The organism is Prochlorococcus sp. MIT 1306 (genome assembly GCF_047304515.1).
Classification (GTDB): Bacteria; Cyanobacteriota; Cyanobacteriia; order PCC-6307; family Cyanobiaceae; genus Prochlorococcus; species Prochlorococcus marinus_D.
On record NZ_CP138959.1, the window covers coordinates 170,089 to 191,611 of the forward strand.

General features: G+C 53.8%; 19 protein-coding genes. 13 read left to right on the forward strand and 6 right to left on the reverse strand.

Going from position 1 to position 21,523, the window contains the following annotated elements:
- Positions 1–14 precede the first annotated feature (14 nt).
- The 11 genes from rpoB (at position 15) to SIB74_RS00875 (ending at position 15,852) form a co-directional block, all read left to right on the forward strand.
- Complete coding sequence (rpoB, locus tag SIB74_RS00825; RefSeq protein ID WP_011825113.1) at positions 15–3,308, forward strand: DNA-directed RNA polymerase subunit beta; 3,294 nt, start codon at positions 15–17, stop codon at positions 3,306–3,308.
- A 49-nt stretch (positions 3,309–3,357) separates the two neighbouring features.
- Positions 3,358–5,262, forward strand: a complete 1,905-nt coding sequence (locus tag SIB74_RS00830) for a DNA-directed RNA polymerase subunit gamma (protein WP_063396351.1) — start codon at positions 3,358–3,360, stop codon at positions 5,260–5,262.
- Between the two features lie 47 nt (positions 5,263–5,309).
- Complete coding sequence (locus SIB74_RS00835; RefSeq protein WP_063396350.1) at positions 5,310–9,434, forward strand: DNA-directed RNA polymerase subunit beta'; 4,125 nt, start codon at positions 5,310–5,312, stop codon at positions 9,432–9,434.
- Between the two features lie 60 nt (positions 9,435–9,494).
- Complete coding sequence (locus SIB74_RS00840; RefSeq protein WP_063396349.1) at positions 9,495–9,647, forward strand: high light inducible protein; 153 nt, start codon at positions 9,495–9,497, stop codon at positions 9,645–9,647.
- A complete protein-coding gene (gene rlmN / locus SIB74_RS00845) occupies positions 9,644–10,714 on the forward strand; it encodes a 23S rRNA (adenine(2503)-C(2))-methyltransferase RlmN (protein ID WP_063396348.1) in 1,071 nt (356 codons plus the stop codon). The genes SIB74_RS00840 and rlmN overlap by 4 nt, the downstream gene beginning before the upstream one ends.
- 42 nt (positions 10,715–10,756) lie before the next feature.
- Positions 10,757–12,526, forward strand: coding sequence for a sodium:solute symporter family protein (locus SIB74_RS00850; protein ID WP_063396347.1), 1,770 nt, complete (start codon positions 10,757–10,759; stop codon positions 12,524–12,526).
- Positions 12,527–12,740: 214 nt separating this feature from the next.
- A complete protein-coding gene (locus SIB74_RS00855) occupies positions 12,741–13,532 on the forward strand; it encodes a HEAT repeat domain-containing protein (RefSeq protein ID WP_063396346.1) in 792 nt (263 codons plus the stop codon).
- A 100-nt stretch (positions 13,533–13,632) separates the two neighbouring features.
- Positions 13,633–13,836, forward strand: a complete 204-nt coding sequence (locus SIB74_RS00860) for a DUF2997 domain-containing protein (protein ID WP_041375041.1) — start codon at positions 13,633–13,635, stop codon at positions 13,834–13,836.
- A complete protein-coding gene (locus SIB74_RS00865) occupies positions 13,836–14,228 on the forward strand; it encodes a DUF1257 domain-containing protein (protein WP_011130867.1) in 393 nt (130 codons plus the stop codon). The genes SIB74_RS00860 and SIB74_RS00865 overlap by 1 nt, the downstream gene beginning before the upstream one ends.
- Before the next feature lie 16 nt (positions 14,229–14,244).
- A complete protein-coding gene (locus SIB74_RS00870; protein WP_011825124.1) occupies positions 14,245–14,625 on the forward strand; it encodes a ferredoxin in 381 nt (126 codons plus the stop codon).
- A 6-nt stretch (positions 14,626–14,631) separates the two neighbouring features.
- On the forward strand, positions 14,632–15,852 hold the full coding sequence (locus SIB74_RS00875; RefSeq protein ID WP_063396345.1) for an aldo/keto reductase: 1,221 nt from the start codon (positions 14,632–14,634) through the stop codon (positions 15,850–15,852).
- On the opposite strand, the gene rsmG is transcribed toward SIB74_RS00875, so the two are convergent.
- Positions 15,849–16,592, reverse strand: a complete 744-nt coding sequence (rsmG, locus tag SIB74_RS00880; protein WP_063396344.1) for a 16S rRNA (guanine(527)-N(7))-methyltransferase RsmG — start codon at positions 16,590–16,592, stop codon at positions 15,849–15,851. The genes SIB74_RS00875 and rsmG overlap by 4 nt on opposite strands.
- On the opposite strand from rsmG, the gene SIB74_RS00885 reads away from it, so the two are divergent.
- Both SIB74_RS00885 and SIB74_RS00890 read left to right on the forward strand, forming a co-directional pair.
- Positions 16,591–17,223, forward strand: coding sequence for a J domain-containing protein (locus SIB74_RS00885; RefSeq protein ID WP_063396343.1), 633 nt, complete (start codon positions 16,591–16,593; stop codon positions 17,221–17,223). The genes rsmG and SIB74_RS00885 overlap by 2 nt on opposite strands.
- Positions 17,195–17,431 carry a DUF3143 domain-containing protein gene (locus SIB74_RS00890; protein ID WP_041374690.1) on the forward strand — a complete coding sequence of 79 codons (237 nt, stop codon included), beginning with the start codon at positions 17,195–17,197 and terminating at the stop codon, positions 17,429–17,431. The genes SIB74_RS00885 and SIB74_RS00890 overlap by 29 nt, the downstream gene beginning before the upstream one ends.
- A 34-nt stretch (positions 17,432–17,465) precedes the next feature.
- On the opposite strand, the gene bioA is transcribed toward SIB74_RS00890, so the two are convergent.
- The 5 genes from bioA to SIB74_RS00915 all read right to left on the reverse strand — a co-directional run bounded on the left by bioA (position 17,466) and on the right by SIB74_RS00915 (position 21,522).
- Complete coding sequence (gene bioA, locus SIB74_RS00895; RefSeq protein ID WP_063396342.1) at positions 17,466–18,794, reverse strand: adenosylmethionine--8-amino-7-oxononanoate transaminase; 1,329 nt, start codon at positions 18,792–18,794, stop codon at positions 17,466–17,468.
- Between the two features lie 460 nt (positions 18,795–19,254).
- The gene (locus SIB74_RS00900) at positions 19,255–19,410 is read right to left on the reverse strand and encodes a hypothetical protein (protein WP_011825131.1); all 156 of its coding nucleotides are present in this window, start codon (positions 19,408–19,410) and stop codon (positions 19,255–19,257) included.
- A complete protein-coding gene (gene bioD / locus SIB74_RS00905) occupies positions 19,407–20,105 on the reverse strand; it encodes a dethiobiotin synthase (RefSeq protein WP_231906098.1) in 699 nt (232 codons plus the stop codon). The genes SIB74_RS00900 and bioD overlap by 4 nt, the downstream gene beginning before the upstream one ends.
- Positions 20,072–20,827, reverse strand: a complete 756-nt coding sequence (locus tag SIB74_RS00910; RefSeq protein WP_413681761.1) for a methyltransferase domain-containing protein — start codon at positions 20,825–20,827, stop codon at positions 20,072–20,074. Before SIB74_RS00910 ends, bioD begins: the two co-directional genes overlap by 34 nt.
- On the reverse strand, positions 20,824–21,522 hold the full coding sequence (locus SIB74_RS00915) for an alpha/beta hydrolase (protein WP_082818505.1): 699 nt from the start codon (positions 21,520–21,522) through the stop codon (positions 20,824–20,826). The genes SIB74_RS00910 and SIB74_RS00915 overlap by 4 nt, the downstream gene beginning before the upstream one ends.
- Between the last annotated feature and the right edge of the window lies 1 nt (position 21,523).

Sequence of the window (21,523 nt, forward strand, 5' to 3'; positions counted from 1 at the left end):
CTGCAGGTCTCCGCATGAGCAGCAGCGCGATTCAGGTCGCCAAGACCGCCACCTACCTGCCTGATCTCGTTGAAGTTCAGCGGGCGAGCTTCAAGTGGTTTCTTGATGAGGGCTTGATCGAGGAGTTGGATAGCTTTTCTCCGATCACTGACTACACAGGCAAGCTTGAGCTCCACTTCGTTGGCAATGAATACCGATTGAAGCGGCCTCGCCACGATGTTGAAGAGGCCAAGCGCCGTGATGCGACTTTTGCATCACAGATGTATGTGACCTGTCGCTTAGTGAATAAGGAAACAGGTGAGATTAAAGAGCAGGAGGTATTTATTGGCGAGCTTCCTCTGATGACTGAGCGAGGTACGTTCATTATCAATGGTGCAGAGAGGGTTATTGTTAATCAGATTGTGCGTAGCCCAGGGGTATATTTTAAGGATGAACAGGATAAGAATGGACGACGAACATACAATGCCAGTGTTATTCCTAATCGTGGTGCCTGGCTAAAGTTCGAAACAGATAAAAACGACCTTCTGCATGTGCGTGTTGATAAAACACGCAAAATTAATGCCCATGTTTTAATGCGGGCCATGGGGCTATCAGATAACGATGTAATCGATAAGCTTCGTCACCCTGAGTATTACAAGAAGTCTATTGAGGCTGCAAATGAGGAAGGAATTAGTTCAGAGGATCAGGCTTTGCTTGAGCTTTATAAAAAGCTTCGTCCTGGTGAGCCTCCTTCAGTAAGCGGTGGACAACAGCTTCTGCAGACCCGATTTTTTGATCCCAAGCGTTACGACCTTGGCCGAGTTGGTCGTTACAAGATTAATAAAAAGCTGCGTCTAACAATCCCGGATACGGTGCGTACCCTCACCCATGAGGATGTGCTCTCAACCCTTGATTATCTGATCAATTTAGAACTCGATGTGGGTGGTGCCAGCCTGGATGACATTGATCACCTAGGCAATCGTCGAGTGCGTTCAGTGGGTGAACTTTTGCAGAACCAGGTCCGGGTTGGTCTCAATCGCCTGGAAAGGATCATCAAAGAACGGATGACTGTGGGTGAGACCGATTCGCTCACGCCAGCTCAGTTGGTGAACCCCAAGCCTCTCGTTGCAGCTGTTAAGGAGTTCTTCGGTTCCAGTCAGCTGAGTCAGTTCATGGATCAGACGAATCCATTGGCTGAGCTCACCCACAAACGTCGTATCTCAGCTCTGGGGCCAGGGGGGCTAACTAGGGAGCGTGCTGGCTTCGCGGTGCGTGATATTCACCCCTCCCATTATGGCCGTCTCTGCCCAATTGAGACACCGGAAGGCCCGAATGCAGGTTTGATCAATTCACTGGCTACCCACGCTCGGGTCAATCAGTATGGCTTCATTGAGACTCCTTTCTGGAAGGTTGAGAACGGTCGCCTGATCAAGGAGGGAGACCCCATCTATTTATCAGCCGATCTTGAGGATGAGTGTCGTGTGGCTCCTGGTGATGTGGCCACTGATGCCGATGGACAGATTCTCGCTGAATTAATTCCGGTGCGTTATCGCCAGGACTTCGAAAAAGTTCCACCTGAGCAGGTGGATTATGTGCAGCTCTCGCCGGTGCAGGTGATCTCTGTCGCCACCTCCTTGATTCCTTTCCTCGAGCACGATGACGCCAATAGGGCTCTGATGGGATCAAATATGCAACGGCAGGCCGTACCACTGTTGCGGCCTGAGCGGCCTTTGGTGGGGACGGGCCTCGAAACTCAGGTGGCTCGTGATTCCGGGATGGTGCCCATCTCCCGTGTCAATGGCATGGTCACATTCGTGGATGCCACTGCGATCATCGTCCGGGATGAGGATGGGGTTGATCACACCCACTACCTGCAGAAGTATCAGCGTTCAAATCAGGACACCTGTCTCAATCAGCGTCCGATTGTCTGCCAGGGTGATCCGGTGATCGTGGGTCAGGTTCTCGCGGATGGTTCTGCTTGTGAAGGCGGTGAAATTGCTCTAGGTCAGAACGTTTTGGTCGCTTATATGCCTTGGGAGGGTTACAACTACGAGGACGCTATTCTTGTCAGCGAACGCCTAGTTAAGGACGACCTCTACACCTCGGTGCATATCGAGAAGTATGAGATCGAGGCACGACAGACAAAGCTTGGTCCCGAGGAGATCACCAGGGAGATACCCAATGTTGCCGAGGAAAGCCTTGGTAATCTTGATGAAATGGGCATCATTCGCATCGGTGCTTTTGTCGAGAGCGGCGACATTCTGGTGGGCAAAGTGACACCTAAAGGTGAGTCAGATCAGCCTCCAGAAGAGAAGCTTTTGCGTGCCATTTTTGGTGAAAAAGCGCGCGATGTGCGTGATAACTCTCTACGCGTTCCCAGTACTGAACGAGGACGAGTTGTGGACGTTCGTATTTACACTCGTGAACAGGGTGATGAGCTTCCCCCTGGCGCCAATATGGTCGCTCGAGTGTATGTGGCTCAGCGTCGCAAGATCCAGGTTGGCGACAAGATGGCCGGTCGCCACGGCAATAAAGGCATCATCAGTCGCATTCTTCCCCGCGAAGATATGCCTTTTCTGCCCGATGGCACTCCAGTTGACATCGTTTTGAATCCTTTGGGCGTGCCCAGCCGGATGAATGTGGGTCAGGTGTTTGAGTGCTTAATGGGATGGGCAGCAGCCAATCTCGACTGTCGGGTCAAGGTGGTGCCTTTTGATGAAATGTATGGAGCTGAAAAGTCCCAGCAGACAGTGGAGGCTTATCTCAAGGAAGCTGCCAAACAGCCAGGTAAGGAGTGGGTCTACAACCCTGAAAATCCTGGCAAGCTTCAATTGATTGATGGACGCTCGGGTGAACCTTTCGACCAGCCGGTGACCGTTGGTTATGCACAGATTCTGAAGCTTGTTCATTTGGTTGATGACAAGATCCATGCTCGCTCAACAGGTCCCTATTCACTGGTAACCCAGCAACCTCTTGGCGGTAAGGCTCAACAAGGTGGCCAACGTTTAGGTGAGATGGAGGTGTGGGCTCTTGAGGCCTATGGCGCCGCTTACACCCTGCAGGAGCTGCTTACTGTTAAATCAGACGATATGCAGGGTCGGAATGAAGCCCTCAACGCAATCGTCAAGGGCAAGCCTATCCCCAGGCCGGGGACACCCGAGTCTTTCAAGGTATTGATGCGTGAGCTTCAGTCTCTAGGGCTCGATATCGCTGTTTATACCGATGAAGGCAAAGAAGTGGATCTGATGCAGGATGTGAATCCTCGCCGTAGTACTCCTAGTCGACCCACTTACGAATCCCTTGGAGTAGCGGATTACGACGAAGATTAACGGCCTTATCTAACTGCTTTTCGTTTCCCAAACTGTTTGCGATTCGTTCATGACTAACAGCAACCTCCGTACAGAGAACCACTTCGATTACGTCAAGATCACACTTGCTTCACCAGACCGGGTGATGGAGTGGGGTCAGCGGACACTTCCTAATGGGCAGGTAGTGGGTGAAGTGACGAAGCCGGAGACGATCAATTACCGCACCCTTAAGCCTGAGATGGACGGGCTCTTTTGCGAGAAGATCTTCGGCCCTTCAAAGGATTGGGAGTGTCATTGCGGGAAATATAAGCGGGTTCGACACCGTGGCATTGTCTGTGAGCGCTGTGGCGTGGAGGTCACTGAAAGTAGGGTCCGGCGTCATCGCATGGGCTTCATCAAGTTGGCTGCTCCTGTCTCCCACGTTTGGTATTTGAAAGGGATACCTAGTTATGTGGCGATCTTGTTAGATATGCCTCTACGCGATGTTGAACAGATTGTTTACTTCAACTGTTATGTCGTGCTCGATCCTGGCGATCATAAGGAACTCAAGTATAAGCAGTTACTGACTGAGGATGAGTGGCTAGAGATCGAAGATGAGATCTATGCGGAAGATTCCACGATTGAGAATGAGCCGATAGTTGGCATCGGTGCTGAAGCCCTAAAGCAATTGCTAGAAGATTTGAATTTGGCTGAGGTTGCTGAACAGTTGAGAGAGGATATTTCCTCTAGCAAGGGTCAGAAACGGGCCAAGTTGATTAAGCGTTTGAGAGTGATTGATAACTTTATTGCCACTAACGCAAGGCCTGAGTGGATGGTGCTGGATGCAATTCCAGTTATTCCTCCAGATTTGCGCCCCATGGTGCAACTAGATGGTGGACGTTTCGCCACATCCGATCTAAATGATCTCTACCGTCGGGTGATTAACCGCAACAACCGTCTTGCGCGGCTTCAGGAAATCTTGGCTCCTGAGATTATCGTTCGCAATGAGAAGCGGATGCTTCAAGAGGCAGTTGATGCTCTGATCGATAATGGTCGTCGTGGTCGAACTGTTGTTGGTGCTAATAATCGCCCGTTGAAGTCACTTAGTGACATCATTGAGGGCAAACAGGGTCGCTTCCGCCAGAACTTGTTAGGTAAGCGGGTCGACTATTCTGGTCGTTCCGTGATCGTCGTGGGCCCCAAGCTGAAGATGCATCAGTGCGGCTTGCCTAAAGAGATGGCAATCGAGCTATTCCAGCCTTTTGTGATCCATCGCCTGATTCGTCAAAACATTGTCAACAACATCAAAGCCGCTAAGAAGTTGATCCAGCGAGCTGATGATGAGGTCATGCAGGTGCTGCAGGAGGTCATTGAGGGGCACCCGATCCTGTTAAACCGCGCTCCAACTCTGCACCGTCTGGGTATACAGGCTTTTGAACCGAAGCTGGTTGCTGGCCGTGCCATTCAGCTGCACCCGTTGGTTTGCCCTGCCTTTAACGCCGACTTTGATGGCGACCAAATGGCTGTTCATGTGCCTTTGGCGATTGAGGCTCAGACGGAAGCGCGAATGTTGATGTTGGCCAGCAACAACATCCTTTCACCTGCCACTGGCGATCCGATCATCACGCCTTCCCAGGACATGGTGCTTGGTTCCTATTACCTAACGGCGATTAAGCCTGGAGCTTCTGTTCCTAAGTTTGGCGATCAATCCAGAACCTATGCTGGTTTAGAGGACGTCATCCATGCGTTTGAAGATAAAAGGCTCCTACTGCATGACTGGGTTTGGGTTCGCTTCAACGGTGAGGTAGAGGATGAAGATGAAATTGACAAACCTCTCAAGGCTGAATCACTTAGTGATGGCACTCGCATTGAGCAGTGGACTTATCGCCGAGATCGTTTCGACGAAGACGGAGCATTGATCAGTCGCTACATCCTTACAACAGTGGGCCGCGTGGTGATGAATTACACAATTATCGATGCGGTGGCCGCCGCCTGAGTCACTCCAATACCAGCTTTCTTCCCTGACCTGATTCGCGTGTAGCCATGACCTCAACCTCCCCGAAATCCCGCAAGCCTTCGACCAAGACCACCAAGTCCAAGTCCAAGTCCAAGTCGAAGTCCAAGGCCGCGAAGGCTGCTGCGGCAAGCGCTTCGCCAGCACTGGCGAGGACCCCACCGCAGTTTCGCAACCGGGTTGTCGATAAGAAGGCCCTCAAGCAACTGGTGGCATGGGCTTACAAGACACACGGCACCGCTGTAACCGCTTCCATGGCGGATAATCTCAAGGACCTTGGCTTTCGCTACGCCACTCAGGCTGCCGTGTCGATTTCCGTGGAAGACCTCAAGGTGCCTGAGGCCAAGCAAGACTTGCTTTGCCAGGCGGAGGCTCAGATCACGGCCACCGAGGAGTGTTATCGCCTTGGTGAAATCACAGAGGTTGAGCGTCATACCAAGGTGATTGATACCTGGACAGAAACCAATGAGCGTTTGGTTGATGCGGTCAAGAAGAATTTCAATCAGAACGACCCGCTGAACTCGGTCTGGATGATGGCCAACTCTGGGGCGCGTGGAAACATGTCTCAGGTACGCCAGCTTGTTGGTATGCGTGGCCTGATGGCCAATCCGCAGGGGGAGATTATTGATTTGCCGATTCGCACCAATTTCCGTGAGGGTCTAACGGTTACTGAGTACGTGATCTCCTCTTACGGCGCACGTAAGGGTCTGGTCGATACAGCGTTGCGAACAGCCGATTCCGGTTATCTCACCCGGCGTCTGGTGGATGTTGCTCAGGATGTGATCGTTCGTGAGGATGATTGCGGCACCACTAGGGGCATCATTGTGAAGGTGGAAGACGGTGGTTTCGGTAGCCGTCTTGTTGGTCGCCTCACTGCAGAGCAAGTCGTCAATGTTGACGGCGAAATTCTTGCTGAACGTAATACGGAAATCGATCCACCGCTTTCTAAGCGTTTCGAAAAGGCAGCCATCACTGAGGTCATGGTGCGCTCACCTCTTACTTGTGAGGCCAATCGTTCCGTATGTAGGAAGTGTTATGGGTGGGCATTGGCTCATAACGAATTAGCCGATCTCGGCGAAGCCGTCGGCATTATTGCTGCTCAGTCCATTGGTGAACCGGGTACGCAGCTCACCATGCGAACTTTCCATACCGGTGGTGTGTCTACCGCTGAGACTGGTGTGGTTCGCTCCACTGTTGCTGGCACAGTTGAGTTTGGTCCCAAGGCCCGTGTGCGTGGTTATCGCACACCCCATGGTCTAGAGGCTCAGCAGTCTGAAGTGGACTTCACTCTCACGGTGAAGCCTTCAGGCAAGGGTCGTGCACAGAGGATCGACATCACCACCGGATCTTTGCTGTTCGTTAGTGATGGTCAGGAGATCGAGGCGGACGTGACTGTTGTTCAGATCGCGTCTGTTGCGGTGAAAAAGAGCGTGGAGAAGGCCACTAAAGACGTGATTTGTGACCTGGCTGGTCAGGTTCGTTATGAGCAGGTTATTCAGCCCAGGGAAGTTAAAGACCGTCAGGGAAATATCACTCTGAAGGCGCAGCGTTTAGGGCGACTTTGGGTGCTTGCTGGGGATGTCTACAACCTTCCCCCCAATGCCGAGCCGGTAGTCCAGGGCAATGTCAAAGTCGAACGTGGTCAGGTGTTGGCGGAGGCCAGCCAGGCCAGCGAGTTTGGAGGTGAGGTGCGTCTGCGCGATTCGATCGGGGATTCTCGCGAGGTGCAGATCGTGACCACCTCGATGACGATGAAGGACTTCAAGCTGCTCGGAGAGTCCACTCATTCAGGGGAACTGTGGCATCTGGAGGCAAAAGAAGGTACCCGTTATCGCCTCAACACCATTCCCGGAAGCAAGATTGGCAATGGTGAAGTGGTGGCTGAGTTGGCTGATGATCGCTTCCGCACTCAGACCGGTGGTCTGGTGCGCTTTGCCCCTGGTCTGGCGATCAAGAAGGCTCGCTCAGCCAAGAATGGCTTTGAGGTGAATAAGGGTGGCACCTTGCTTTGGATCCCTCAGGAGACACATGAGATCAACAAGGACATTTCCTTGTTGATGATCGAGGACGGTCAGTGGATTGAGGCCGGGACTGAGGTTGTCAAGGACATCTTTAGCCAGACCGCCGGGATCGTAACGGTGACTCAGAAGAACGACATCCTGCGCGAAATCATCGTTCGCAGTGGCAGCTTCCACCTTTGTACTGAAACCAAGGCCTTAGAGCGTTTCACGGGTGATGGCCAGATCGTGAACCCAGGCGAGACGATTGCCAAGGGAATCAATTCAGAAGCCATGGTCTTTGTGCAGACCGTGGACACACCTGAGGGGACTGGTCTGTTGTTAAGACCTGTGGAGGAATACACCATCCCAAATGAGGCACATCTCCCTGAGTTGACTCATGTCAAGCAGCCAAAGGGCCCTCATCTGGGGATTAAGGCCACTCAGCGACTCGCCTTTAAGGATGGAGAGCTGATCAAATCGGTTGAGGGCGTAGAGCTACTCAAAACTCAACTCATTCTTGAGACGTTTGACACCACTCCTCAGATGACTGTGGATGTAGAGGCTGTGCGTGATAAGCGAGCTAAGACCATCGAAAGATTGCGTTTGGTGATTCTCGAGAGCATCCTTGTGCGTCGCGACACAATCTCCGATTCAAGCCATGGCTCCACTCACACCGAGTTGCAGATTGAGGACGGCCAGTCGGTTAAGGCCAGTGATGTGGTCGCGACAACTCAGATCCTTTGTAAGCAAGAGGGGATCGCCCAGTTGCCTGTTCCCCAGGAGGGTGACCCTGTTAGACGTTTGATTGTTGAGCGTGATGAAGACACCATTACGGTGACGACCAAGGGCAGTCCCCTCGTGGGGGTAGGCCAGCGATTGGTCGATGGCGACTCGCTAGCAAAAGATGAGCCGTCTAGTTGTTGCGGAGAGGTAGAGGAGGTTGAAGGAAAAGCAATCACCTTGCGCCTTGGACGCCCTTACATGGTGTCTCCAGATTCTGTATTGCATGTTCGCGATGGCGATTTGGTGCAGCGGGGTGATGGGTTGGCGTTGTTGGTGTTTGAACGTCAGAAGACAGGAGACATTGTTCAGGGTTTGCCGCGGATTGAGGAGTTGCTCGAAGCTCGTCGCCCAAGGGAATCTGCTGTGCTCTGTAAGAAGCCAGGCACTGTGGAGATCAAGCAAGGAGAAGACGATGAATCAATCACGGTGACTGTGATTGAGGCAGATGATGCTATTGGCGAATACCCGATTCTTCTAGGTCGTAACGTCATGGTCAGCAATGGGCAGCAGGTCCATGCTGGAGAACTGCTCACTGATGGTCCGATTAACCCTCACGAGCTACTCGATTGCTTTTTCGAGGATTTACGTGGGCGTAAGCCGTTGATGGATGCTGCACAAGAGGCGATTGCCAAACTCCAGCACCGTTTGGTCACAGAGGTTCAGAATGTCTACAAGTCACAGGGTGTCTCGATTGACGACAAACACATTGAGGTGATTGTGCGCCAGATGACTAGCAAGGTGCGGATTGAGGATGCTGGTGATACCACGTTGCTGCCAGGTGAGTTGATCGAATTGCGTCAGGTGGAGGACACCAATCAGGCTATGGCGATCACTGGTGGAGCCCCTTCTGAATTCACACCTGTTCTGCTGGGAATTACGAAGGCGTCTCTGAACACCGACAGCTTCATCTCGGCGGCTTCTTTCCAAGAGACCACACGAGTGCTCACTGAAGCCGCAATCGAGGGTAAGAGCGATTGGCTACGTGGTCTCAAAGAGAATGTGATCATCGGACGGTTGATTCCCGCCGGCACTGGCTTCAGTGGCTTCCAGGAAGAGTTGCGAGCCGAAGCTGGGCCTCATCCAGACATCCTTGCCGAGGACCCTGCTGGCTATCGCCGAATGCAGAACTTGCGTCCGGATTACACCGTGGACATGCCTGCAGCTCCTGCGGCCAGTTCGACTGCTGTGTTGGCTGACCCCAGTGACGCTGATTTGGAGGCCACACGCAGTCGTCATGGGATTGATCCAGCAGCTAGCAACTTCGCTGCTTTTGTTCGTCCTACTGGTGAGAATGAACTCGAGGAGGAACAGCTGCCAGATCCATCCGCTCTCGAGGGTCTTCAGCAGGAGGGGCTGCTCACTGAGGAGTGAGCAAACCTCTCCTGAACGTTCGTTATCTGCTTTGCAAACGCTTGATTGAGGCCTTCATCCATGCTTGAGCCCACCATCATTCCGCAACGGCGAAAGCCTCGTTATGGTTTTCACAGCCATACCGAGAAGCTCAATGGACGTATGGCGATGCTTGGCTTTATTGCCTTAATGGTGGTGGAGGCAACACTCGGGCATGGCTTGTTGATCTGGTGAGTTCTACCCATCTGCCTGGCGGCAATCAGGCGTTACTGGGTTGTAGTGCTACTGAACTAGAGAGCTGGGCTGTTGCAGAAGGCCAGCCAGCCTTCCGGGGCCGTCAGTTGCATGACTGGCTCTATACCAAGGGGGCCAGAAGTTTTGATGCGATCACAGTGTTGCCAAAGTCATGGCGCATCTCTTTGCAACAGCGAGGCCTCACGATTGGGCGGTTGTTGGAGGTGAACCGGGCTGTTGCGGTGGATGACACGACCAAGTTGCTGCTGGCAACGGTTGATGGCGAAACCATTGAGAGTGTAGGTATCCCAACCCAGCAACGTCTCACAGTTTGCCTATCCAGTCAGGTGGGATGTCCAATGGCTTGTCGCTTCTGCGCTAGCGGTAAGGGAGGGCTGCAACGATCGCTGGCCACACACGAGATTGTTGATCAGGTGTTGAGCTTGCGCGAGGCGATGGATCGCCGTCCTTCCCACGTTGTCTTTATGGGTATGGGTGAGCCTTTGCTCAACATTGAAGCGGTCTTGGCGTCGATTCGTTGCCTGAATATTGATCTAGGCATTGCTCAGCGCCGTATCACTGTGAGCACCGTGGGTGTCCCCCATACGCTGCCCCAGCTGGCAGAACTTGCTATGAAACGTCTAGGCCGCGCCCAGTTCACCCTGGCCGTGAGTCTGCATGCTCCCAATCAAGAGTTGCGCGAACGTTTGATTCCTACCGCTTGCGCTTATCCCTTCGAGACTCTTCTTCAAGACTGTCGCCATTATTTGGCAGTGACTGGTCGACGGGTGACTTTTGAGTACATCCTGCTTGGAGCACTTAATGATCAGCCTCAGCATGCAGAAGAACTAGCGGAACGGGTTAGGGGCTTCCAGAGTCATGTGAATCTGATTGCCTACAACCCCATCGACGATGAGGGTTTTCAACGTCCTAATCCAGAGACGATTGAGGCCTTTCGGCGTGTATTGGAGCAGCGTGGGGTGGCAGTGAGTTTGCGTGCAAGTCGAGGGCTGGATCAGAATGCCGCCTGTGGCCAGCTCCGCCGCCAGCACGCAGCCATCGGCTGAGATGGACTAACTGAGTCACACTGCGATCAACCGCCTAGGGATATGGCTGCCATTGATTGGATGATCCTCGTTGGTTATCTCGCCATCACTCTCGTGATTGGGCTTTGGTTGTCTCGTCGCAATCGAAGTGAGGATGATTACTTTGTTGCGGGACGTCGACTCAGTGGTTGGTTGGCTGGGGCTTCGATGGCCGCAACGACATTTTCGATTGATACCCCTCTTTATGTAGCCGGTCTGGTTGGCACACGAGGATTGGCCGGCAATTGGGAATGGTGGAGCTTCGGCCTGGCGCATGTTGCCATGGCAGTTGTCTTTGCTCCGCTCTGGCGACGGAGTGGGGTGCTGACCGATGCTGCATTCACCGAGCTGCGTTATGGCGGAGCGCCTGCCGCCTGGCTGCGTGGGATTAAAGCATTTTTGCTCGCACTGCCGGTGAATTGCATCGGTATCGGCTATGCCTTCCTGGCCATGCGCAAGGTCGTAGAAGCCCTGGGCATAGTGTCTGGCAACCCTGTGGCAGTGCTTGGCGGTACCCCTGACACTGTTGTGCTGTTGGCAGTCGTGGCTGTGATGGTGCTTGTTTACACAGTTGCTGGCGGCCTCTGGGCTGTCGTGATCACCGATTTCGTGCAGTTGCTGTTGGCTCTTTTGGGAGCGGTGGCGGTGGCGTGGGCAGCCGTTCATGCAGCCGGAGGGATGGACGCCATGCTCGATCAACTGAGGGGGTTAGAGCGACCTGAACTGCTGGCGATCGTGCCCTGGCAATGGAATGGTGATGGCTTTGATTGGATTGGTGGCGCCGAGATCAGTGTGGCCACATTCCTTTCTTATCTCACTGTCCAATGGTGGAGTTTCCGTCGCAGCGACGGTGGTGGTGAGTTCATTCAGAGAATGTTGGCCACGCGGGACGAGCATCAGGCTCAACTGGCTGGCTGGGTGTTTCTGGTGGTCAACTATCTGGTGCGCAGTTGGTTGTGGGTTGTGGTTGCTCTTGCCGCTTTAGTGCTGTTGCCAGCTCAGGCCGACTGGGAACTCAGTTACCCAACCTTGGCTGTGACCTACCTGCCACCGGTGGTGCTTGGTCTTGTCGTGGTCTCTCTGGTGGCGGCTTTCATGAGTACGGTCAGTACCGCAGTGAACTGGGGTGCTAGCTATCTCACCCACGATCTTTACCAGCGTTTTATAAGGCCGGATGCTGATCAGAGAGAGCTGTTGCTGGTCGGTCAATTCACCAGTGTTTTGCTGCTAGTTCTCGGGGTGATCACCGCATTAATTAGCGACAGCATCGGCACAGTGTTTCGTCTGGTGATTGCTATTGGGACCGGGCCCGGAGTGGTGCTTGTGCTGCGTTGGTTCTGGTGGCGGATCAATGCTGCTGCCGAATTGGCGGCGATGGTTTGTGGTTTTGTGGTGGGCCTTTGTACATCCGTTGTGCCCTTGGTGACAATTCCTGATTACGGCACCAGGTTGATGATCACCACGGCGATTACTGCTGTGGTCTGGGTTGTAGTGATGCTGGTGACTCCGCCTGAATCGCCGCAAGTGCTCGAGCGCTTTGTGAACCAGGTGCAGCCACCAGGCCCAGGCTGGAGTCGCTTGCGTCAACGCCTGGATATAACACCGGTGGATTCCCTGGTGAGTTTGTGTTTGCGCTTCATTCTTAGTGTCGGTGTTCTGTTTGGCGGTCTGCTCGGCACTGGCGCGTTTCTGTTACATCAGCAGCTAGGTGGTTGGATCGGTCTGGTGGTCACCGTGGTCTGTGTGCTGCCTTTAACCCGTGGTTGGCTGCGAAGTCGGATGGGCGTCGCATGATCTACAACAAGGTCTTGGCTTGGGAGGCAGAATGAGCGAAAGTCTTCGCAAGCATTGAATTTCATACGTTCCACCGTGTTGCCTGCTCTGATTGTGGCTTTATTTGGGGTGGCTCTGGTGGCAGTGACTGCTCGTATCTGGTTGCCTGGGGACATGCTCGCGCCGGCTCCAATCGGGTGAGATCAGTCGGCCTAATGCCTCTACGATCAAGGTCATGAGTGAAGCTTCTAGACAGCTAGAGGAAGGTCTGGCCAGCCTGGCCATTGATCCTGATGTCTTGGCCAAGGAGTTGGCGGCTGAACAGTTCGTTGATCCGCTTGACGAGATCAATCCTGATAATTCAGACGTGGCGCATTTGTGTGACGCAGGTCTTAACTGGCTGAAGCAGGGCCATGAGGAGCGTCTGCAGGGACTAAGGGTGTTTTGTGAACATAGAGATCCCAGGGCAGTGGCTTTGCTGTTGCCCTTGTTGAAGGAGCCTTGTCCAGTTGAACGGATGAGTGCTGTTTATGCGTTAGGTCGAAATCCTTCCCCGCCAGCGTTAGACCCCCTTTTGCAGTTGCTACAGGCTGATTGCAATGCCTATGTGCGTAAGGCAACCGCCTGGAGCCTGGGGAATTACGCCGATGCACGCGTCCTCAACCCCCTCATTCATGTTCTTCAAAACGATGTGGCTGCGGTACGGCTATGGGCCACCGGCTCATTGGCGGAAGCCGGTGGCACCTCTCCTGATAATGCTGATATCGCTGCAATTCAATTACTGATGAGTTTGCAGATCGATGGTGAGCCTGTTGTGCGAAGTAACTGTATCTGGGCCCTCGGACGTCTTTACAACACGTTGGCTGAACCTCGTCGGCAGGAGTTGGTGGAGGCTTTTGTTGATTCTCTGCTCAACGATGCAGAGCTCTCGGTACGTGATGAGGCTCGCATCGCTCTTGAGCAGTTGGAGAACTCTGAGGTGATTCAGCGGCTTCAAACTCTTGTAGATGAAGGACGCTTGACCTGAAGGCTCAGATTGGATCCTTGATTTACTTGGGTCTTGTGACAATCAACACGTCAGCTCTTGAAGATGGAGGATATTATTTGGAACCCTTCTGATGAAGTGGATGCCTCAACAGACTGTGCGATTCCGGATCCGTCAAGACGGACGTGTTGAAGAGAGTGTTGAGGGAGTGGTTGGTGAAGCCTGCCGTCTTCTCACCGAGCGGATTGAAGAATCCATCGGTGTCGTGGAACAAAGCACACCGACAGCCGAGGCGTTTCTCCGTCCACAGGATCAATCCCAGTCCATTCCAGCCGAGCTTCTTTGATGTCGCACTTCAGCACTGTTAAGACACACCTGCGCAAACGAGAGCCCCTGTTACAGGCGCTCAAGGATCTTGGTTATGTCCCCCAAGAAGGGGAGCGTTCTGTTCGCGGCTATCGCGGACAAACAGTCACAGCAGAATTGGCTGTGATCATGCCCGAAGGTGGTGATATTGGCTTCCGTTTGAATTCGACTACCGGGGCCTATGAATTGGTGACCGACCTCGACCTCTGGCGGCAATCTGTTCCGGTGGAACGTTTTCTTGCTCAGCTCACCCAGCGCTACGCCCTTAATACGGTGTTGGCATCAACAGCGCAGGAAGGCTTTGAGGTGGCAGAGCAGCGCAATACTGATGACGGCGCTATCGAACTGGTGGTAACTCGCTGGGATTCCTGATATCCAACCTTGACCATTGATTGATCCATCGGCAGCTTTTCAGGTTTCCGCCCAGCTTGATGAGCGGGCGAATGGATCGGAGCCGCTGCTTGGTGGCCAATTGCGTGAGAAGGCTGTCTGGGTTGATGAGGCTGTCTGCATTGGTTGTCGGTACTGCGCTCATGTGGCGACTAACACCTTTGTTATCGAGCCAACAATGGGTCGCTCGCGGGCCATCCGGCAGGACGGCGATAGTACGGAACGCATTCAGGAAGCCATTGCTACCTGCCCGGTGAACTGCATCAAATGGGTGCAGTTTGAGCAGCTAGATGAATTGAGAGCTCAATTAGAAGCTCTGGAATTGCTTCCTCTCGGCTTTCAAAGGACTTCTCGTAAGCGACGTAATCATGGCTCCTAAGAGTTAATGAAGGCGTCTTTGGAGCAGAGCTCTCTGCCTTGCCGCCGCTTTGGCCGCACCGGTTTATCAATGCCTGTGTTGTCTTTAGGGGGGATGCGCTTTCAGCAGAGCTGGACAGATTTGGAGGCGGAGGTCATTACCTCTGAGTCGCAGCAACTGCTGCAGGACATTTTGGAGCGAGCGGTGGCCTGTGGCTTCCATCATGTGGAGACGGCACGCCATTACGGCAGCTCTGAGCGGCAGTTGGGATGGGCGCTGCGTGATGTCTTGGATCCACAGCGGCTGTTGCAGAGCAAAGTTCCTCCTCGTGAGGATCCCAAAGTCTTTGAGGCTGAGTTGGCACTCAGCTTTGAACGATTGGGATGTGAACGATTGGATCTAGTTGCCATCCATGGCCTCAACCTTTCGGAGCATCTGGAGCAGACCTTGCGACCAGGAGGTTGCATGGATGTGTTGCGTCGTTGGCAGGATGATGGACGCATCGGCCATGTGGGTTTTTCCACCCATGGCCCCACAGACCTAATCGTGCAGGCGATCGAGACGGATGCTTTTGATTATGTGAACCTGCACTGGTATTTCATTTATCAAGACAATGATCCTGCACTGGATGCAGCAGCTCGTCATGACCTAGGCGTTTTCATCATTAGTCCGACCGATAAGGGTGGCCATCTGCATAGTCCCTCGTCTCAACTTCTTGAACTCTGCGCTCCACTTCATCCAATTGTGTTCAACGATCTGTTCTGCTTGCAAGACCCAAGGGTTCATACGATCAGCGTTGGCGCAGCGCGACCCAGTGATCTCGATCGGCATCTCGAGGCAGTGGATCTCTTGCAGAGTGCCGCTGAGTTGCTGCCACCAGTTCAGCAGCGACTCGTTGATGCGGCACAGTTGGCTTTAGGTGAGGCTTGGTTGACCAGTTGGCAGAGGGGCTTGCCGCCCTGGCAGGAGTCTCCAGGCGAGATCAATCTTCCGATCTTGCTTTGGCTTCATAATCTTGTAGAGGCTTGGGGAATGGAGGGTTATGCAAAAGCCCGCTACGGCTTACTTGGCAGTGGCAGCCACTGGTTCCCTGGAGCGAATGCTGAAGCACTGGATGCAGATGTGAGTGAGGCGGCCCTCAGGGAGGTGTTGGTGAACAGCCCCTGGTGTGATCAGATCCCAGGCTTGCTGCGTAGGTTGCGCAACCGTCTTGGTGGTCATCCTCAGCAGCGACTGACCAGTGTTTAAGACCCGAGCGGGTTCTTGGCAGGTACACCGATTGGACGTGGAAAGGTCGCTGGGCAGGGGAGCGTTGCGCGCAGGCGTAATTGGTGACGCACCCCGCGATTGTCAGGAAGTTCGCGACGTTCGATCTTGATTAGATCGGCTTGTAGCAATCTGAGAGCTTTAGCGAGATCCTTTGCATCGTTGGGGCTCCAATGGCCACGAAATAGCAGGGCTTCACCGCTTGGCTTGAGAAGGGGGACGAGGTATTCGGCCACAACCGGTGCTGTGCTCACTGCGCGAGCCATCGCGAGATCAAACAAGCCGCGGCAGCAGGGATCCTGCCCAGTGAGTTCTGCCCGTTCGCTACGTACCGTGACGCGGGATGTTAGCCCTAGCTTTGCCGCCATTGCATTTAGGGCAGCTGTCTTGCGGCCTACCGAATCCACCAAGGTGATACTTGCGCCTGGTAGTGCGATGGCTAGCACCAGACCGGGAAAGCCACCGCCGCTGCCGATATCGATGCAACGACGTGGTTGTTGGGCGTTCTGCAATTCGCTCTGCAGAGGCCAGAGGCTGTCGAACACCTGCAAAATCCAGTAGTCACCACCTTCGACCAGGCGGGTCAGGTTGACCCGGGCATTCCATTTGCGCAGGAGGGCTTGTAGGGCGATCATTTGCTCCAGTTGTTCACTGGAGGGATGCCATCCAAGGGCATTCCAGAGCCCCGGGCCTGGGTTGCTAAAGCAGGCCTGATTTGACATGGGCAATCAGAACATAGTGCTCTCTAGGATGGAATTGTTCAAGGGGAAAGGAGATGATTTTCTGCGAGTTGCCGATCAACTTCTGGTTTTGACTCTTGCGAAGAGCCATTACGAGCGTCTGGGAGTTGCGCGCTCTGCAGATGTTGAAACCATTCATCTAGCCTTCCGCCGTCGCAGTAAGGTTCTGCATCCGGATACGGCTCCGCTTCCTGCTGAACAGGCTGCCAAGCAGTTTCAGTTGTTGTGCGAGGCCTATGAGCTTCTCACCGACCCGGTGCGACGCCAGGCGTATGACGCCAGCCTGATGGCAGAAGGGTTGTTGGCTGCGAGCTCCAGTGTTGGCACTGATGCGCGGCCTTCAATGTCTTCTAGTGCTACGAAGGGGGTTGGCGTGCGCCGTCCTCTTTCCGGGGGGGAGTGGTTTTCTCTGCTTCTTCTGGGGCTGACTTTAATGTTCAGCCTGCTGATTGGATTTGGAGTGGCTTGGGCTCATGGACGTGAGCTGCAAGTTTGGCCTAGTTGGCTCAATAATGAACAGACTGCTGGCAGGATTTCAATAACAGGTGTCATCAATGTCGTCGTTGCCTCCCGAACAGACGCCTTTGGATCGCCATTCCCTCGTTTCTCTTGAGAGTTGGCTGCAGCGGCTAGGTGCTGAGCGCAGTTGTGAGGATCCCTGTCGATGGATTTGGCTCATGCCTGAATGGTCAGCTGAAATCGTTCTGGAGCAGGAAGAATTGAGGGTTGCATGGGAGCAAGGTGGTCAGCGCAGTCAGTGCTGTTTCCCTTATGGTCTGCCCCGCTCCGATGTGGAGGCTGCTCTTTCGGAAGGCCCTTAAGAACGATGGTGTTGCTTCTGTTGAGCGCTTGAACTCAGAGGGCTTCCAAGCCTAAATGGATGGCTGCATAGCATTGCTCAAGCTGAGCGTCATTGAGGCAGAGCGGAGGCAGCAGATAAACGACCTGACCTAGAGGTCGCAGGAAGACACCATTGTTGATGGCTTGTTGTTTGACGATTCGTCCTGCTGGATTGAGGTAGCCATGGGTTCCGTCTATCGCGAGGTCGAAGGCTGCGATGGTGCCGGTCAGTCTTGGTTGCTGCACTTTTGGATGTTCAGCTAGGGCTTCGAGATGAGGTCGATGCCTAGCCTCAAAGTTTTCGTAGCTTTCTGGGTTGGCCTCCAGTAGATCGAGGCTTGCGTTTGCGGCTGCGCAACCTAGGGGATTAGCAGTGAAGCTATGACCGTGCCAGAGGGTGAGAGATGGATCATCTCCTAAGAAGGCCTCAAACACCTCTTCGCGGGCCATGGTGACGCCCATGGGCAAAAATCCCCCGGTGAGTCCTTTCGATAAAGCGATCAAATCGGGAGCAAGCCCTGCACGCTTGAAGGCGAATAGGGCTCCACAGCGTCCGAAACCAGTTAGAACCTCATCAGCAATCAGCAAGGCTCCCGCAGCACGTACACGTTGTTCGACTCCTTGTAGGAATTCCGCTCGCACCATGGACATGCCGCCTGCCCCTTGGACTAATGGCTCCAAGATGACTGCTGCTGTTGGGGTTTGAAGGCAGCGTTCCAGTTCAGTTAGAGCAATCCGTTCACGTGTTTCAACCTCTTCATCGCCCCACCAGGTAGCGGGCCAGGGCACCCGTGCTACTGGAAACAACATCTCCTCAAAGGGGGCACTGAATAGGTTGCGCTCTCCCACTGCCATCGCTCCGAACGTGTCGCCGTGGTAAGCCCCGTTGAAGGCGATGAGTTGTTGCCGAGGTTCGCCGCGGTTGTGCCAGCACTGACAAGCGATCTTGAGCGCAACCTCCACGGCGGTAGAGCCGTTATCGGAGAAAAACAGGCGTTGAAGGCCTGTTACGGCACTGAGGCGCGCTGCCAGTTGTTCTGCTTGGGGATGAATGAAGTCAGCAAAGATCACCTGCTCCAGTTGCTGTGCCTGGGTTGCGATGGCGGCGGCGATGCTGGGATTGGCATGGCCATGAAGGGTGACCCACCAGCTGCTGATTGCATCAATCAGGGGAGGTGCACCATCTAGCATCAACAGCGCTCCATCCGCCGCGATCACACGTTGCGGTGGTGATGCCGATGCGATCTGAGTGAAGGGAGGCCAGAGATGGGGATGCCAGTTGTTGGCGTTTGGGGCGGCGAGTGGATCGAAGCAATCCATGATCCGATGGGATTGTGTTGCCATCTTGGATTGTGATGTTGCGGCCTGAACCGATCACGATGGCTCTTTGCAATCCTTTGGCTAGAACCATTGCTTGGCGATTGCACCACCATTTGCACTTTGAGGATTTTGATATGGCTTGCTAGTGCTTTTAATTAAGTGATGAAATCCTTGTTATCAAAGTGGTGCTTTGAGTTGTCTTAAGCTATCGCAAGGCTTTTCTCAAGCTTCTTTTTGATGATGTCTTGAAAGGTATTTGAGCAGTTCTGCTGTAGATAATTATGATTTACTTTGTTGTTGATCTATTCTGCTGATTTGGTTTTATTGCTTTTAGGACACGTTTGGAGATGTGCTGACTCATCAAGAAGGAATGCTGAATTCGCCAAGGCTTGTCGTTGTCGTTGCAGAGAGTTTTGCGTTTGAATTCAATTCATCCATCCTTTTGGCTTGCTTCAGGTTGTTGCATTGATGAGATAGGACTGATTCAGCGGCAGACCTCGCTTTGTTGTTCCCCTTCTGTAGCGAGGGGGCCGCAGTTGACCCAGCGCACCATGCCGACTTCAATGTCGGTGAATAGCACAAGGATTCCTCCACAGAGAAGAACAACTCCAACGGTGGCCCATGACTGACGCTTGTTCATTGAACTTGACTCCAGGATTTCAGTAGCCGTTTGAAGGTAAGGCTCAGGTCTTGCAGATGCCACTGCTCTGCGAGTGTTGCTGCCGTGAGATTGGGTAAGTGAGGCAACTGAGCTATGACTGGAACACCACCAAATTGTTCCAGGGTTTTTGGATTGTCGGGGTGGGGTGGACCATTGAGCACCAAGCCTAAGACCTTCAGATTGCGCAAGCGCAGTGCTTCAAGGCTGAGCAGGGTGTGGTTGAGGGTACCCAGGCCACTGCGTGCAACGAGGATGAGCGGTAGTTGCCAACGCACGAGTTGATCGAGTTGTAGCCATTGACGGTTGAGTGGCACCATTAGGCCGCCAGCAGTTTCTATCACTAGGGGACCAGATACATCAGGCAATACAAGTTGATCGGGGTTGATGCAGCAGTTCTCTTGTTCTGCGGCCCAGTGGGGTGATACTGCGGCCTGGAGGTTATAGACCTCTGGGTGCCAACGTTCGGCGGGAAGATTAAGGAGCTGACAAACCCTATTGCGGTCTCCACCGTCTTCCTCTAGGCCGCTCTGTATTGGCTTCCAGTAGGTGGCAACTAATCCTTGAACTAGCAATGCACTCACCACGGTCTTGCCGACGTTGGTGTCTGTGCCGCAGACGATTAGAGGAGTCTTTGCCTCAGTCATCGCTGGATTAAAAGCAGTTGGATCAGCCATGTGAGTTGTGCCTCTCCACTGTTCTGGCAACGTGGCCAGGCTTGTTTGAGATGGCGCCAGTTGCCAACCCCCATGCTTGGGCAAGGGCTGGCCTGGGCACCAATTTGGCGCATTGGTTTCAAGAGCTGAAAGACTTCAGGACTCTGTTGGGTGAACTGGTGTAGTTGTTGATGGCGGATGCTATTGCTGGACAGCACATCAAGCAATGACGCTTGGGAGGGGAATGGCAGAGCTGTGCAGCTCACGCCTGCCGTTGCTGCTGCTTGGTGCCACTGGGGGAAACTTCCTTGTACCGGTAAGGCCAACGCCAGCCAGCCTTCAGGAGTGAGAGCGGCCATCCATTCATGTAGTCGTTCTAAAGGATTAATCAGCCAGTGAAGGGCAAAACTCGAGGCCAGCAAGCTGGGTGATGTGGGCCAAGACGGCAGGCCTACATTGAGATCCCACAACTGTGAGGAGCTGGTGATGTGCTGATGTTTCAGCATCTCGGGACAGCCATCCACGCGGAGGACGGCTTGATCGGGATTGCAGGCCTCCAGAGCATCTGCCATTAGGCCTGTACCTGAACCGAGGTCTACCCAGAACCCTGCTGGAATCGGCTGCCGAGCACACTGTCTGGCGAGCCTCCAGGCAATGGCACGCTGTAATTGCGCCTGGCTGTTGTAAGTGGTTGCAGCTTGCTCAAAGTTGCTCAACACTTGTTTTGACCAGCGATTGCTCAAGGGGCTGACTCCAGCCATTTGTGCACTCGCTCAATGAGTTCGGGTATCAGCAAGGCATGCCCCGCTTCAGGCAAGATCCAATGGCAAGGGGGGCTTTGCAAATGCTTAAGCAGGGCTTCTACCAAGGCGATTCGTGCAGCGGGGGCCACGATTGCGTCTTGTGCAGCTTCGACCACCAGCACCCTGGCCTTGGCAGGAAGTCCTGCTGGTAAACCATCAGTTTTGATGAGTAATTCGAGATCAGCCTGCAGTTGCTTGCGGCCGTTTGCTGAGAGGCCTTGTTGGATGGGTCCCGCTGGCAATGCACTAGCGGGCATTGGATAGGCGGCCCGAGCTAAGAAAGTGTGGAGCATGGCGCTTTCAGCTGCTGTGCCGAGGCGTTCTTGCATGCCCTTTAGGCCAGTGCGTAGGGCACGGTTTGCTGGTCCTTTGGGCAAGAAACCCCCGAAGCTTGCCAGCAGCACCAGATCGGTGGCCTGTGCAAGCACTTCGCTGGCGAGCAGGTGTGGGCCTAAAGAATGGCCAACCACCACCCGCCTTTGCTCTGCTTGTGGTTCAGGGGCGTTATGCCATTGGGGTTGAAGCGGTGGCAGTGTTGCGTAGCCCTGTTCTTGGCTTTGCCACAACCAGCCATGGGCTTGAAAATGGCGGGCCCAGAGCTGCCAGGTGTTGCTATCGCCACACCATCCGTGCATG

Bases quoted from the DNA above. Each gene is read 5' to 3' on its own strand.
- rsmG (WP_063396344.1), bottom strand. From the start codon at position 16,592: ATGTCAAATCAGGCCTGCTTTAGCAACCCAGGCCCGGGGCTCTGGAAT.
- SIB74_RS00830 (WP_063396351.1), top strand. From the start codon at position 3,358: ATGACTAACAGCAACCTCCGTACAGAGAACCACTTCGATTACGTCAAG.
- SIB74_RS00900 (WP_011825131.1), bottom strand. From the start codon at position 19,410: ATGAACAAGCGTCAGTCATGGGCCACCGTTGGAGTTGTTCTTCTCTGT.
- SIB74_RS00855 (WP_063396346.1), top strand. From the start codon at position 12,741: ATGAGTGAAGCTTCTAGACAGCTAGAGGAAGGTCTGGCCAGCCTGGCC.
- bioA (WP_063396342.1), bottom strand. From the start codon at position 18,794: ATGGCAACACAATCCCATCGGATCATGGATTGCTTCGATCCACTCGCC.
- SIB74_RS00850 (WP_063396347.1), top strand. From the start codon at position 10,757: ATGGCTGCCATTGATTGGATGATCCTCGTTGGTTATCTCGCCATCACT.
- SIB74_RS00885 (WP_063396343.1), top strand. From the start codon at position 16,591: ATGGGCAATCAGAACATAGTGCTCTCTAGGATGGAATTGTTCAAGGGG.
- SIB74_RS00865 (WP_011130867.1), top strand. From the start codon at position 13,836: ATGTCGCACTTCAGCACTGTTAAGACACACCTGCGCAAACGAGAGCCC.
- rpoB (WP_011825113.1), top strand. From the start codon at position 15: ATGAGCAGCAGCGCGATTCAGGTCGCCAAGACCGCCACCTACCTGCCT.
- SIB74_RS00915 (WP_082818505.1), bottom strand. From the start codon at position 21,522: ATGCACGGATGGTGTGGCGATAGCAACACCTGGCAGCTCTGGGCCCGC.
- SIB74_RS00860 (WP_041375041.1), top strand. From the start codon at position 13,633: ATGCCTCAACAGACTGTGCGATTCCGGATCCGTCAAGACGGACGTGTT.
- bioD (WP_231906098.1), bottom strand. From the start codon at position 20,105: ATGGCTGATCCAACTGCTTTTAATCCAGCGATGACTGAGGCAAAGACT.
- SIB74_RS00835 (WP_063396350.1), top strand. From the start codon at position 5,310: ATGACCTCAACCTCCCCGAAATCCCGCAAGCCTTCGACCAAGACCACC.
- SIB74_RS00840 (WP_063396349.1), top strand. From the start codon at position 9,495: ATGCTTGAGCCCACCATCATTCCGCAACGGCGAAAGCCTCGTTATGGT.
- SIB74_RS00875 (WP_063396345.1), top strand. From the start codon at position 14,632: ATGAAGGCGTCTTTGGAGCAGAGCTCTCTGCCTTGCCGCCGCTTTGGC.